The sequence below is a fragment of the bacterium genome (genome assembly GCA_037131655.1).
Lineage (GTDB): Bacteria > Armatimonadota > Fimbriimonadia > Fimbriimonadales > JBAXQP01 > JBAXQP01.
Genome location: JBAXQP010000038.1, coordinates 1 through 13,762 on the forward strand (window position 1 = coordinate 1; position 13,762 = coordinate 13,762).

Below are 13,762 nucleotides of genomic sequence, written 5' to 3' on the forward strand. Positions count from 1 at the left end.
ATATAAGGCGGCGTGCGGAATCGAACCGCAGAATAAAGGTTTTGCAGACCTTCCCCTTGGCCACTTGGGTACGCCGCCATATGGCTCTATTATACTGTGAGCCTTGCCTAAGGTCAAGAGCAGTACGGCTTGAAGTAGTAGAAAGCAGACAGGAAACCTACTTTGAAGAATTAATTTGATTGCGATGAGCGATGGCTTTGTAATAGACTTGTTCTGTTTGCTTGGCCAAAGTATCCCAACCTAATCGGGTGTGCCTAAGTGTTTCAGCTCCCTGAGCCATACTCTCTCGAAGCGCATCATCCTTTAATAAACGAATCACTGCCTCAGCCACTGCTGCAGGATCTTTTGGCGGCACAACAAGCCCTGAGACTCCGTCATCAACTATCTCAGGCAGTCCGCCGGTATTTGTTACGATAACGGGCTTTCCAAACCCAATTGCAATCAATGCGACCCCGCTTTGAGTAGCATCATTATAAGGCAACACAACGATGCTCGCTTCTGCATAGTGTCGGGCTACCTCTTCCGGCGAAATAAATCGCTCATCGAGTTCAATTCTGTCATCTGCCTGAAGCTCAGTGCGATAGTTATCAAGATCAGGCCCAGTCCCTGCAACCACAAGATGAGCATTCGGGCATTCCTCTCTAATTCGCTTCCACGCCTCCATCAACACCCCAAGCCCCTTATATTCGTTAATTCGGCCAAAAAACAAAAGATTGCCCGATTTCTCTTTGTATTCAGGCTTTTTTAAGCTGTTATAGACATTAATAGCTCCATGTAGAACGACAGAAATCCGCTCAGGATCGAGGTTTGGATAAGCTTTTATTAAGTCCCGCTTAACGTTTTCGCCATGAACAATAATCATATCAGCCCTCGCTCTAAGGGCATCCATTAAGGGTTTCCTACTACGGTAATAACGCATGAAATCCACTTCGCCTGTATGAGGCACAGGGTCATGAACGGTAAGAACTATGGGCAGCTTTTTTTGCATCAACAACATTGAAATCATCATAGGATCTGCCGTTTCTTGAATGTGGATGATATTACACTTGTGTTGATGGACAGCTTTCCAAAACCCAACAAAACGATCGATTGTATAGAGAGGATTTTTTAGTTTTACATCTCTCTCAATGCGAACATTTATTCTAGGGCAAAAGAAATCACTTTCATTATTGATTTGAACCAAAGCAAGAGATTTTGGAGTAGTGATATAAAAGAGCGAATGTCTATTTGCCAGCTCGTTAGCTAATTCAAGAACCGCTTGTGTATGCCAGTAAGCACCGAATAAAACCCGTAAAGCTTGGTCGTTATTTTCCAAAATCACAATTTCCCTCTCCTATAATCCACCAGTTTCTTAAAAAAATCAGATTTTATGTCGGTATCCAGGTTCGCAGGCCATCCTCAACAAAGTTGAAATTTACGACTTATCCATCCAAAAACTTTAGAAATCCATGCTCGGAGAAACGTCGATTTTGATAGCAGAGAAAGAACATCAGTCCCCCCACCACCAAAGCCGATGCGCAAAGGCGCACGCGCACGGATATTCATAAATATTGCTCCACTCGGAATATGGTTTATATTATAGGCTAAACAACAGAGTTTGACAACAGCAGAAGTTTTATAAATGCTGTATAACCACGCAATCTCCCTCCCATTCAAGGTATTAATGTGGTGTATATGGGGCAATCAATGTCTATAGCTATTCGTAAATGGGGAGCGCTTTTTAGCGCTTACTTTCAAGATGGGTTAGCCTATCGCGCTTCGGGATATATCTGGCTGATGACAGATGCTATCCCCGCATTAATTATGCCTCTCGTTTGGTTGAGCGCTTATAATGGTCGTCCCGCGATAGCCGGGTATTCTCCTTCACAAATGGTCATGTACTATCTGGTCATGGTCACCATCACAAACTTCATCACTTCCCACCTCATGTGGGAGATTGCGATGGAAATAAAAGAAGGCTTTTTTTCGGTCTATTTGGTGAGGCCTATTAGCTTTTTTCAGCATCAATTTATTCGCAATCTAGCCTGGCGAACGATTCGAACGGGGATATTCCTGCCGGTAGGTTTCGTTTTGCTGATGATTTTTAAAGAGTATGTTCAGTGGGGTAATTTTTACTTAGGCTGGCAAGTCTGGGTTGCTATCTTACTTGGGCACACACTCTCATTTACGCTCGTTTTTGCTATGTCTCTGCTTGCGTTATGGCTTCAGGAAGCGCATTCAGTTTACGAACTTTATTACATACCATCGCTCTTTTTGTCAGGTCAGCTGGTCCCATTATCAATTTTGCCTACATGGGCATTAGGGATATCAGCGATTCTGCCATTTCGCTACACCCTCGCCTTGCCGACTGAATTAATAGTAGGCCGCCTCAGCCCCGAGGCAGGCACTCAGCAAATATTAATTCAGCTCATATGGATAACTATCGCCGTTATAGCTGGACAATTCTTATGGCGAAAAGGGTTGAAGCATTATACAGGTGTAGGACAATGAGAAGACTGTTCAAGCTTTACTTAGTATTTATTCAGAACAGCCTGGCGCGCGAGGTCGAGTTTCGTGCAAATTTCTTCGCAAAACTTCTACAAGGCACTATCTGGATCGTGTTCTTTCTCATGCTTGTTATCGTAGTCTTCTCCAAGACTAACATGGTGGCGGGTTACAATAAAAACGAGATGTATGTGCTGATGGGAACGGCCTACCTGCTCAGCGCTGTGTTCAACATGATCTTTGGGTTTAATTTACAGGAGATACCTACCTCTGTCAGGATGGGAACGCTGGACTATGTGCTGGTAAAGCCGGTGGATAGTCAGTTTTATGTCAGCATGCGAAAACTGAGTTTTGATTCACTAGGAACTTCCCTTTTCGCTCTTGGGTTAGTTGCCTATGGTTGTGCTCAAGTTGGTATTGTGCCAAGCTTATGGCAAATTTTAAGCTATATAATTTCTGTAACCTGTGCCATTATTATTTTTTACTCGTTTGAGTTCATACTGATGACCACAGCTATCTGGCTGGTGCGTGTAGAGAACTTATGGGTGCTGGGAGAAACGGTATCTATGGTGGTAAGGTGGCCTATCAATATCTTCGATGCTAAAATGCAATTCGTTTTCTTCTATATCATTCCTTTGGCATTTATAGCAACTGTTCCGGCTAAAGCTTTAATAGGGATGGGGTCGAATAGTCTTCCCTACCTCGCGCTTGGCATCGTTTGGGCATTAGGGTTCTTTACTGCCAGCCGTCTCTTTTGGAAATTTGCTCTAAAGTACTACTCCAGCGCAAGCAGTTAGCTTTTGACATCCTTTAGTTCGCTTACAATCTAAGCATGGCAGACACTCTATCTTACGAGCAACCAGTCAAAGGAGAAATAAAGGTAGCAAAGCAGATATTCTACTACCATTGGGGCGAAATGGCTTCAATTTGAGGAATCAATCGCACAATGGCCCAGATTCATACCCTTGCTTTTTATCACTTGTCAAACGATGGGTATGGATGATGATCTACCGAGTGCTCTCAGGCAGAAAGCCCCTAGAATTCGAAGATTATAGGCAGCGTGTAGGAAGTTTATTCCTTCTTATGCTTCTTTTTCTCATCAGGCAACTGTAAACTCTCAGCGTCATCCCCATTTCCTAGTTGCATGACAGGAAGCAGCCGCGAGAGAAGGACGTTAATGCTTCCTGCGACAGGATAAGCTGCAAGCATACCGGGGATACCGAAAAGGGTAGCTCCTGACATAATCGCAAAGAATGCGAATACGGGATGCAGACCAACCGCTCTCCCTAGGACTCGTGGAGTTACCAATTGATCATAAGTGAAGTAGACGACCATCGCGATTAGCACAACGGTAATGCTGAATGAGAGCGGATTTGCCATTGTTATGAAGAACAAAATATGGTGCGGGCCCGGAGTGAAAAATGCTGTGACAGCAATTAACGCTAATTGAACCATTGGACCAACGTATGGGACGAAATAGAGCAGACCCGCAGTAAGCCCAAGTACGAGCGAATAAGGAATTCCAAGCAAAGTGTATGCAACTGCAGAAATAATCGCATACATGGCGGCTGCAATCAACAGACCCCTGATATAGCCGTAAAAGACGTGACCAATGTCAGAAAAGATACCTTCGATGGCATTACGCCAAGGTTTGGGAATTAGCAAAACCGCCTGACGCTTAAAATTCTCTAAATCCGCAAGAAGAAAAAATGTGATTATTGGGATAAGAATCAAGTTGAGCAATTGAGATAGAAGCCCAATTCCCCCTGCTAATACTCCGGTCACAAGTGTTGGCCCTAATTGCTGGATTTTAACGCTTACCTGACCTAGGTATCGATCGATTAATCGATCCACAGCTTCTTCATTGGATTCTTTTCGTAAATAGGGACGCCACTCAGGTCCGGAGCCTGGAGGAGGTTGAGTGACTAAAGTGTCTACTTTATATCGAACAACCCATTTTGGATGGGCAAGAAGATAGTTTCGGACTCCCTTTTGAACGTTAACAACAGCAGCCGGCATCGATGCCCCAAGTTGTTCAGCTTGAGTGAAAGCAGGTTTCCATAACCACATTACAAGTGTAACGGTAACGAGGAAGAACAGAAGATAAACCAATAAAACAGCTTTGGAGCGATTGTAGCCGGAACGCCGCTGAAACATAGTCACCCATGGGTTTAGCAGAAGCGCCAGGAGCAATGAAGCAACGAACGGGAACAGAGTTGCCCGCACGTAATATAAGAAAATAAAGGCGGCAACAACAGTTGCCACCCATAGAATCAGCGGCCAGCGTTTAGACATGAGTTAACCGGATTGTGTTGCCTTCACTTCAGTTGACTGGGCTTCGTTTTCGCCATTTTGCATATTTGTTTTTGCTTTATCGACTGTTTGGCGAACTTTCTGGGTTACATCCGATGAGAGTTCTTGGAACTTGCCTCGCAGGTCTTCAAATGTTGTTCCAAGGTCCTCGCGCAACTCTGCTCCCGGCTTGGGTGCAAAGAGCATACCGAAAGCGGCGCCAATTAATGCGCCAAGTCCAATCCCTGCGAACATGTACAGTAACGTGCTGCGTTCTTCGTCTTCGTGTGACATTTTCGATAACCCCTTTCCAAATTCTTACGATTTTACTTTGGTTGACTTCTTAGTCTATTATGCCGCCGCCAACTACAGATTGTCCTTGATAAAAGACCGCTGTTTGGCCCGGTGAAATCGCGCGTACAGGGTTTTTAAACTTAACTGTTACTCGCAACTCATCGCCTGTGGGCAAAAGCGTTGCAGGCGACACATGCATATTATACCGTATCTTTGCTTGAACCTCAAGAGGATTTTTTAAGTTGTCGATAGCCCCCCAGCAAACGCTCGATACATTTGCCTCGCATCGGTTCAATTCTTCATTACTTCCGACGATAACCGCGTTGTTGATGCTATCGATTGAAATGACGTAAAGAGGCTGTCCGTCACGGTTAAGACGAATTCGCCTGCGCTGGCCGACTGTATAAAGCGCGATGCCTTCATGGCGGCCTATCTCTTTCCCTGACGTATCCAAAATCGGCCCCTCGACGAAAACTTCAGGGGCAATGTTCTTAATCAGTTGAATATAGTCGCCCGCTTGTTCAGCAAAACAAAATTCCTGGCTATCAGCTTTCCTCGCTACAGGCAGTCCCATTTCTGCAGCCAATTTGCGTGTCTCGTCTTTACTGCTTAATTCCCCGATTGGGAATTTCGCTCTTGACAATTGATACTGGTCAAGCATACTCAGCGCATACGACTGGTCTTTCTTGTCCGAAAGGGATTGCCATAAGTTCCAGCGATTGGTGCGATGATTGAAGCGAATTCGTGCGTAATGTCCTGTTGCGAGATAGTCGCACCCGAGTTCATCTGCCTTCTTCATTAAATCTTTAAATTTAAGATATTGGTTACACCTTACGCATGGGTTTGGGGTTCTGCCTTTTCGATACTCGCTAACAAAGTCTGCAACGACCGACTCCATAAACTGCTCTCTAAAGTCAACAATGTGACAAGGAATATCAATCTGACGAGCGACACGTCGAACATCGCCCCATGCCTCTAACGAACAACATCCGCCATGTTGCGATTCGGCCTCAGAATCCTGCCAAATCTTCATCATCATCCCGATGACGTTATAACCTCGCTTTTTTAGCAAGGCAGCGGCCACAGAACTGTCCACTCCCCCACTCATAGCAACCAAGACTGTCCCTTTAGATTTACTCATCTCATACTTAGTCTACCTCGTTTATTCATGCTAATAGAAAATTGCTTCATTAGGGAGCGTGGTATAATTCATTCACTTTTGAAGGATTGATCAAACAGCCAGAATGTAGTTAGGATAGACGTTGCTAATTACAAGTTAAAGATTTTTCAATCGTCCGCTAATAGTGATGTTTTATCTTACTTTGTTTGAGGATAGGAGACTAAAATGGCCGAGAAGAAAAGGCTGAAAGTGCTCCAGGTGGCTAGTTCCCTTCTCGATATCGGGGGGATTGAGGATCAAGTAACCCTGCTTTCTAAAGGATTACAAGACAGAGGACATGAAGTTCATATAACCTGTTGGCCTGGAACGTGGTTATGGGAACAAGCTGAGGCAAATGGGATAAAAGCTATACCCTTGCGTGTTAGGCACCAACAGGATTGGTTAGCCCTAGGTTCCTATCTTCGTGTTCTTCGTAAAGGTAAATATGATATTGTCCACGTTCATTTCTCCCCTGACTTTATCATCGTTGGTTTAGCAGCTAAACTCTTAGGAATACGTGATCTGCTCTTAACTCGTCATCAATGTTCTTCATGGCGAAAGTTTAATCGTTGGCTTTATGATGGGTTGCTATACCAAAAATTTATTGCTGTTTCTGAAGCTGTTCGACAAGCATTGATTTCAAGTGGTGTTTCAGCAGACAAAGTCGTGACCGTATATAATGGGGTTATTCCGCAAATGGAACCTCTTAAGCCTGCTCAGCTTAAAGAGAAATTAGGCCTACCTGAGGACTTATTCTTGATCGGAACAATGGCGCGTTTAGCTCAGGGAAAAGGGCATCGTTGTATGATCGATATCATGCCGGAACTAGACCCACGTGCGGTCTACATTATAGGTGGAAGCGGCCCTGATGAAGAAGCCTTATTGGAATACGTGAAGAATAAGAATCTGTCGAATCGTGTGAAGTTTCTCGGTTGGCGTAAGGATAAATATTCAGTCTTTGCGGATCTCGATATCTTAGTGCACCCATGCATTTGGGAAGAAGCCTGCTGTGGCGCAATTATCGATGCCATGTCAATGGGAGTGCCGGTCGTTGCAACTGCTTCAGGGGGAAACGCAGAATTAGTGAGTGATGGAGTTACCGGTCTTATTGTGCCTAAGAATGATTCGACTGCATTGATCAAAGCAATTAGCGATCTAATGTCCGATCCAGGCCGATGCAAACGGATGGGAGAAGAAGCCATAAAGAAGCAACAATCCCTATTTACGACCCCCGCAGTTGCTGCAAATGTCGAGAAGGTTTATATGAATTTGTTGAAAATCCCAGAAGATGTTGCTGAGCCGGTTTAAGTCTAAAAAACATACTCGGAAACTTAACGCTGCTTTAGCAAGTAGCAATTCAATAAAAAAAACAAAGGAGGCGAGGTAAATGATCACAGTTACTCTAACGATTCCTGAAATCAGTTGTGATGCCTGTGCCAATAGTATTCAAAGGGTGCTGGCGAAAACAGGCGGTGTCTCTGAAGTCGATGTCAATGTGAATAAAAAACAAGTAACGCTCGATTATGATGAAAGCGAAACTAATGAGCAGGTCATTAGAGATATCCTAACTGAAGCCGGCTTCCCCCCAGCTTAAAAAAAGCAGATAGGAACAACCTACCTGCTTTTGGTACGATAAAGTAAAGCTAAAGACTATTTAGGCGCTTCGGGAGGAGGTGGAATATCACCACCGTTTGGGTTATCCTTGGGGGGATCTTCAGGTTGATCTTTGGGCTCAAGGACTTTCCGAGTTGCATTTCTCAATTCTTCCGTGAGTTGTCTAATACGTTCTGTCTTTGTAGCATCATCCAAAGACGGATCGTTACTAATAGCGGCTTTTTGCTCGATGTACTTAGCAATTAATCCATTAATCTTCTGCCTTTGTTCATCAGTTATTTTAGTCTGCCCAGCTTCAGATGATTTGAGAAGTTCCTCGAATTTATTCTTCTGCTCTTGGGTAAGTGGCGGCACTAAATTCCGTATACCCTTGATATACTCATCACGTATTTCGCTTTTCTTCTTAGCCTTATCCTCTTTGGAAAGGTCTTTATTCTCTTCTAATAATTTTTCGCTATCCTTGCGGGTGTTATAGAGCTTTGTGACGGATGTGAATTGTTCATCGGTCAATGTCAAAGCATATTGAAGTTTGATAGGTCCAATAGGATCTACTACTCGGACTTGAACCCTGTTGGGGTCATCAGATGGCTTAGGGGTATCAGCCAATGCCAGGATTGCAGGCATTACACCTAACACTACGATGATTAATAGCCATAGTTTTCCCATTTACGACCTCCTGTTTCCTTCAACAAACTTAAACCGTCATTGTTTGACGTGTAATTTGGCTGAAAGTTTGCTTAATACACATTATATTCGGTTGTTTGCCCATAATGGCATACCGATAGAATTCAAATGCTCAACCAATCTTGGAAGGGGTAGGCCAACTACGTTATAATAACACCCATAAACAGCAGCCACAAGAAGCGCCCCATATCCTTGCACTCCATAGGCTCCGGCTTTATCGAATGGCTCTCCCGTCTCAAGATATCGGTCAATGATATCGTCGGATAATTCTCGGAAGGTAACTTCGGTTACAGGCGCATCGAGGATACGCTTAGCCGTCCTTCCATTTTCTTGTAAAAGAACACATAAACCCGTCGTGACACAGTGGGTCTTTCCTGACAGAGTTTTTAACATCTTAAAAGCATCGGCCGCATCTTTTGGTTTGCCAAAAATAGTCTTACCGAGGAATACAACCGTATCCGCTGCAATAATCACTCCATCAGGCACAATTTTGCTAACAGCTTCTGCCTTGCACTTGGCAGCTTCGATCGCAAATTCACGGACCGAACGACCTCGTGCCAGGCTGCTTTCATCAAAATCAGCGTTAATAATTTCAAACGGCGCCTTAAGGAACTTAAGTAATTCCTGCCGACGCGGCGAGGCTGAAGCTAATATAATACGCATTATTTCTTATTGTAACAGATAAACGCGAAGAACGCACGTGAGCTTTTCAAAAAATTTGATCAGCGCCAAGCCGCAATAAGAAAGAGGATATGCGGGTAGAATGTCAGCGGAGGTCGTTTGATGCAAGAAGAACTCTCAAAACTGTACGATCTACAACTAATCGACTCGGCAATACTAGTAATTCGCAAAAATCTGGCGTCCCTCGATACAGGCAAAGTTCAAGAAGCAGCTCTGAACGTAGCGCGCCAAATCCATGAAACCGCCGATATGACCCTCAAAACACTTAAAACTGACCTGCACGACTCTGAATTAGAGCTAAAGTCAGTCGAAGATAAGAAGAAGAAGTTCGAAAATCTCCTCTATACAGGGAAAATATCGAACCCAAAAGAATTGGATAATACTGAAAAAGAAGTTGAAGCTCTCGGCCGCCAACGCGGGCGATTAGATGATAAGATTTTGGGATTGTGGGACAAGATCGAAACAGCTACAACTGATGAAGCTGCCGCCAAAAAAGCTTTGGCATCAAGCCAAGTTGATTATGATGAGCACATGAGGCAATATCAAGCTCAAAAATTAGCTTTGGAACATCAGTGGGCAAAGCACAATACTGAAAGAAAAGCCGCCGCCGCGAAAGTTGACCCGACGATCCTTTCTAAGTACGATATTATTCGAGTAAAGCACGGCGGATACGGTATCTCCAGAATCGATGCCGATGTATGCGGGATTTGCCGAACAGCTGTTGCCTCCTTTTTCTTAAACCGCTTAAAGGAAGGCGCCAAACAAATAATCACATGCGACAACTGCAAGAGAATTCTTTATTTCACGGAATAGACGGACAAACTTATTTGGTCTATACTGACGGCGCTTCCAAGGGGAATCCTGGACGTTCGAGTATTGGAGTTGTCATCACTGATGATCAAGGTATAACCCTTGCCGAAATCGGGGAAGATATCGGCATTGCTACCAACAATGAAGCTGAATATCGCGCCTTGCTTCGTGGGCTAAAAGAGGCCCTGAATTTACAATTAACTCATGTAGTTTGGATTACTGATAGCGAGCTGCTGGCCCTTCAATGGGTCGGACGCTACCGAGTAAAAGCAGAGAATCTTCAGCCTCTTTATCACGAAGCAAAACGGTTAAGTCAATCCTTCGAATCATTTACGGTCAAGCATACTCTTAGAGACGGAAATAAACGCGCAGACGCTCTCGCAAACCAGGCATTAAAACCCAAACGACCTCTGTATTAGCCATAAAAGTAAGTTCAAGGTTTCTCCGATCGCGGTATTTCCTGTTTCTACATAATACATAACAAGTAAACATTCTTTCTCATCTCACTCACCTAACTACCCGCAAGTCTGTCTTTAGGTTCATTCAACACAGTCAAAACGGGTATTCTTATATTAGGAATTTCATTATGGCGGGAGATTATTTTGCTGCGGTTGTCCAACGAGGCTGAACTTGATTTTCTTGTTGCTAGCGGCGCTCTGGCATTTGATGGGCGCGGCTGGCCATGGGAATGGCCTTACCGTTGGTTGGGAAAACTTGATCCATCTGAATTCTCTATCGTGGTCAAAACACTTACTCTTAAGCCCAGGAAAGGTAATCTTCGTTTGTTCAAGCCCTGGGGATGTGTGCGATTAATTCCAAATGGGGTCGTTAATGCTGTTGGGTTAACTAATCCCGGAATCGAGTGGTGGGTTCGAACTTGCTATCCGCGAATGGCAAAGCTTGGTTATAGAACCATTGTCTCCGTTTGGCCTGAAAGTGCGGAAGAAGCACAAACAATGGCTGAGATGCTCAAGCCGCTCAATATCGTTGCCGTTGAACTCAATGCCTCCTGCCCGAATACAGGCCATGAGATTGAGGATGTTGAAAGTGTCGTTAAGATATCAGAAGCTCTGCGTGGATCGGGACATCCATTAATTGTCAAGTTAAGCTACAACCAGCCCTATGTCGCGATAGCGAAGGCTTTGGAAGGCTGTGCCGAAGCAGTCCATGCTATCAATTCAGTTCCCTGGTCAACCGTATTTCCCGATAAGCAGTCTCCATTAGCTAAATTAGGCGGCGGAGGCGTTTCTGGAAAGCTAATTCGGCCGTTTGTTCGCGATGCTGTCAAGAACCTCGTGGATCAGACCTCACTTCCGGTTATCGCAGGTGGCGGTATCTTCAATCTAGAGGATGTCACCCAATTGTCTCAACTCGGAGCCTCCGCTTTTAGCCTTGGAAGCCTGTTTCTTAAAGAACCCTCACGGCCAAATCAACTCGTCCGTGAGTGGCAACAATCACAAAAAGAAAAGCAATTTCCAACGAAACGCTGAGCATGAGACTATATCCCCGATGAATACGCGTTTTGTTAGAGCATTAGATGCAAAATTACTATGCCATCCTTAAGGTTTCAACGAAGGCGGAAGAACGGACTATCCGAGCAGCCTACCGCCGCCTTGCTCGACGCCTTCACCCGGACGTGAACCAGGAAAATGATGCCCACGAACGAATGGTCCTCATTAACAAAGCCTATGATGTGCTAAGCGACCCGATTAAAAAAGCTGAGTATGACCTACATTTTAAAATCGAACCTACTTCTAATCGACCAACAACCAAACGTCCCACAAAACGCGCAACTACAAGGAAATCAGGGGCTTGGGCTTATCTCACTCTAGCTGCAAACCTGATCGGTCATGAAGCCTCTGTCTACTCTGTCGCATTTAATCTAAAGGGCACTCGTTTAGTCTCCACTTCATTTGATAATTGTATTCGCTCTTGGGATATTCCTAGCGGCGCGCCAAGAGAAGCTCATAACGCGCACGCAGGTTCACTTTCAGTGGTAGCATTTGATGATAACACACCTATCGCAGCAGGATCAGGCGAAAAAACGGTGCAAATATATCGCGTTAGTGATTCGGGTGAAGTGAAATCCTGCAAAAAGCGAGTCGAATGGGCTTCATGCCTAAGCTTCAGTCCTGACGGTTCTCTCCTTGCAGCAGGCTCAAGTGATGCTCGTGTACGTATCTGGAGAACTGAAGACGGACGTTCGGTCAAGACTATGACCACCCATGACGACAGCGTTACAGCACTCACTTTTAGCGCTGATAATTCGTTATTAGCTTCAAGCGACAAACGCATCTGGTTGACAAGAATTTCCGATGGGCTTCCAATCAAGCGCATTGTTGGTCATCGCGCCTCAATCACTGCTCTGGCTCTAAACAAAGATAACACGCTACTTGCATCTGGCTCTGTTGATAGGATGATCAAGATTTGGAGGGTCTCCGACGGTGAGCTTATTCATTCAACCAATGGCCATTCTGATTGGGTAGAAAGCCTCGCTTTCAGCCCTGACGGATGGCTACTAGCCTCATGTTCCGGCGATAAGACTATCAAGCTCTGGCGAGTAAGTGACGGTGAGGAAATCGGCACCATAATCGCCCACGACAGCCGAGTTTACAGTCTGAAATTCTCACCCAATGGCCGTTACCTAGTCTCAGCAGGCATGGACCGAGCCATCAAACTCTGGAAAATCCGCACCGCCGATACAATGTAACTCGGGTAGGGTATCTGGTGATTGGAATTAGTTATATAACAATAGGAATGCATTCGACACTAACCCCTTCACCGATTACATTACCTTCAGGTCGATCTGGCGATGCCGTATCTTCAGCAAACTACGCCCACATTGCCTGTTTCTTCATCTAGTCTTACCCTAGCCAGCCTAGCTCTAACTTCCTGTTCCAGTCCTCAATTATGTGATAGGATGCCTGTAAATCACACAACTAACCGGACACTAATATTGTTTTGATCTAACCAGTTCAACAGTATCCATCTAACATCTACGCTTCGCTGCGGCTATGATTGAGCTAAGGTTTATAGGGAATAAGCCCTAAACTTGTTGCAAGAAGAAACGCTTGAACCCGATTTTTCACTTGCAACTTGACATAGATATTTCTTAAATGGAAATCAATCGTTCTTTTGTTGACAAACAAGGCAACCCCAACCTCGCGGCTGGATAGACCTTGTGTTATCAAGCTCAGTACGTCTATTTCCCGTTTCGTTAGCGGGGCGCTTCGCTTTGGTGACTCGCTTCGATTAGTGGTTTGTATAGCCATGAATTACCCCTCGCTTATCTGTTTATAGTAACATTCGAAACGTGTTGTTCCATAAGTCTCGTTGCGTTTTCTGCGAAGTAGACCTTATGCGCCAAGACTAAGTCCTGTGATAGCTGCTGGTTCGGAAACGGGCCTCACAACGGCATAAGTCGTGACCGCTAAACTAATTGTCATTAACTTTTCCATCTGTATTTTCTCCCGAAATTCCGTTATCGTTTCTTGTGCGATAAAACACTCGCCGCACAGTTTTACTTTCTATCCGACGATGATAGAGCTGACGGTTTCTGACCACGAACCTTTTTCACCGTTACTTATCACCCACCCATGTAATTCGGTATCTAAACCCGGAAGATAATCGTTATTAGCCATCGTTTTAACTTCTTGATTTCATTAAACAAACAGTATTCGTCATGATTTACTAGCCGTACTATCCTATATTCTCACTTCAGCGACAGCTTCACCGGTGTCGGTA

General features: G+C 44.6%; 15 protein-coding genes and 1 tRNA gene. 8 read left to right on the plus strand and 8 right to left on the minus strand.

Features of this window, described 5'->3' with window-relative positions; translation table 11 throughout:
* Window positions 1-5 precede the first annotated feature (5 nt).
* Together WCO51_03145 and WCO51_03150 are read right to left on the minus strand one after the other, a co-directional pair.
* Window positions 6-78: transfer RNA gene (locus WCO51_03145), tRNA-Cys, on the minus strand.
* Between the two features lie 79 nt (window positions 79-157).
* On the minus strand, window positions 158-1,321 hold the full coding sequence (locus WCO51_03150) for a glycosyltransferase family 4 protein (protein MEI6512252.1): 1,164 nt from the start codon (window positions 1,319-1,321) through the stop codon (window positions 158-160).
* 365 nt (window positions 1,322-1,686) lie between these two features.
* Here WCO51_03150 and WCO51_03155 point away from each other — a divergent pair, with 365 nt between their 5' ends.
* Both WCO51_03155 and WCO51_03160 read left to right on the plus strand, forming a co-directional pair.
* Window positions 1,687-2,490 carry an ABC-2 family transporter protein gene (locus tag WCO51_03155; protein MEI6512253.1) on the plus strand — a complete coding sequence of 268 codons (804 nt, stop codon included), beginning with the start codon at window positions 1,687-1,689 and terminating at the stop codon, window positions 2,488-2,490.
* Window positions 2,487-3,281: an ABC-2 family transporter protein gene (locus WCO51_03160; GenBank protein MEI6512254.1), complete on the plus strand. Its 795-nt coding sequence runs from the start codon at window positions 2,487-2,489 to the stop codon at window positions 3,279-3,281. The genes WCO51_03155 and WCO51_03160 overlap by 4 nt, the downstream gene beginning before the upstream one ends.
* Window positions 3,282-3,555: 274 nt before the next feature.
* Here WCO51_03160 and WCO51_03165 read toward each other — a convergent pair whose 3' ends face one another.
* From WCO51_03165 to mnmA, 3 genes are read right to left on the minus strand one after another with little or no spacing between them, the layout of a single operon-like run.
* On the minus strand, window positions 3,556-4,779 hold the full coding sequence (locus tag WCO51_03165) for an AI-2E family transporter (GenBank protein MEI6512255.1): 1,224 nt from the start codon (window positions 4,777-4,779) through the stop codon (window positions 3,556-3,558).
* A 3-nt stretch (window positions 4,780-4,782) separates the two neighbouring features.
* The gene (locus WCO51_03170) at window positions 4,783-5,070 is read right to left on the minus strand and encodes a YtxH domain-containing protein (GenBank protein ID MEI6512256.1); all 288 of its coding nucleotides are present in this window, start codon (window positions 5,068-5,070) and stop codon (window positions 4,783-4,785) included.
* Between the two features lie 49 nt (window positions 5,071-5,119).
* On the minus strand, window positions 5,120-6,211 hold the full coding sequence (gene mnmA / locus WCO51_03175) for a tRNA 2-thiouridine(34) synthase MnmA (GenBank protein MEI6512257.1): 1,092 nt from the start codon (window positions 6,209-6,211) through the stop codon (window positions 5,120-5,122).
* Window positions 6,212-6,415: 204 nt separating this feature from the next.
* On the opposite strand from mnmA, the gene WCO51_03180 reads away from it, so the two are divergent.
* Both WCO51_03180 and WCO51_03185 read left to right on the plus strand, forming a co-directional pair.
* Entirely contained in the window at window positions 6,416-7,537 is a 1,122-nt protein-coding gene (locus tag WCO51_03180; GenBank protein ID MEI6512258.1) for a glycosyltransferase family 4 protein, read from the plus strand.
* Window positions 7,538-7,616: 79 nt separating this feature from the next.
* Window positions 7,617-7,823: a heavy-metal-associated domain-containing protein gene (locus WCO51_03185; GenBank protein ID MEI6512259.1), complete on the plus strand. Its 207-nt coding sequence runs from the start codon at window positions 7,617-7,619 to the stop codon at window positions 7,821-7,823.
* 56 nt (window positions 7,824-7,879) lie between these two features.
* Here WCO51_03185 and WCO51_03190 read toward each other — a convergent pair whose 3' ends face one another.
* Both WCO51_03190 and WCO51_03195 read right to left on the minus strand, forming a co-directional pair.
* Window positions 7,880-8,509 carry a hypothetical protein gene (locus tag WCO51_03190; GenBank protein ID MEI6512260.1) on the minus strand — a complete coding sequence of 210 codons (630 nt, stop codon included), beginning with the start codon at window positions 8,507-8,509 and terminating at the stop codon, window positions 7,880-7,882.
* Window positions 8,510-8,590: 81 nt separating this feature from the next.
* Window positions 8,591-9,190 (minus strand): Maf family protein, encoded by a 600-nt coding sequence (locus WCO51_03195; GenBank protein MEI6512261.1) that lies wholly within the window; start codon window positions 9,188-9,190, stop codon window positions 8,591-8,593.
* Window positions 9,191-9,310: 120 nt separating this feature from the next.
* On the opposite strand from WCO51_03195, the gene WCO51_03200 reads away from it, so the two are divergent.
* From WCO51_03200 to WCO51_03215, 4 genes are all read left to right on the plus strand, one after another.
* The gene (locus tag WCO51_03200; protein MEI6512262.1) at window positions 9,311-10,021 is read left to right on the plus strand and encodes a C4-type zinc ribbon domain-containing protein; all 711 of its coding nucleotides are present in this window, start codon (window positions 9,311-9,313) and stop codon (window positions 10,019-10,021) included.
* Window positions 10,022-10,035: 14 nt separating this feature from the next.
* The gene (locus WCO51_03205) at window positions 10,036-10,437 is read left to right on the plus strand and encodes a ribonuclease HI family protein (GenBank protein ID MEI6512263.1); all 402 of its coding nucleotides are present in this window, start codon (window positions 10,036-10,038) and stop codon (window positions 10,435-10,437) included.
* Between the two features lie 183 nt (window positions 10,438-10,620).
* Entirely contained in the window at window positions 10,621-11,508 is an 888-nt protein-coding gene (locus WCO51_03210; protein MEI6512264.1) for a HisA/HisF-related TIM barrel protein, read from the plus strand.
* A gap of 47 nt (window positions 11,509-11,555) precedes the next feature.
* Window positions 11,556-12,728 carry a DnaJ domain-containing protein gene (locus WCO51_03215; protein MEI6512265.1) on the plus strand — a complete coding sequence of 391 codons (1,173 nt, stop codon included), beginning with the start codon at window positions 11,556-11,558 and terminating at the stop codon, window positions 12,726-12,728.
* Window positions 12,729-13,041: 313 nt separating this feature from the next.
* Here WCO51_03215 and WCO51_03220 read toward each other — a convergent pair whose 3' ends face one another.
* Window positions 13,042-13,290 carry a LuxR C-terminal-related transcriptional regulator gene (locus WCO51_03220; protein ID MEI6512266.1) on the minus strand — a complete coding sequence of 83 codons (249 nt, stop codon included), beginning with the start codon at window positions 13,288-13,290 and terminating at the stop codon, window positions 13,042-13,044.
* Window positions 13,291-13,762: the final 472 nt, after the last annotated feature.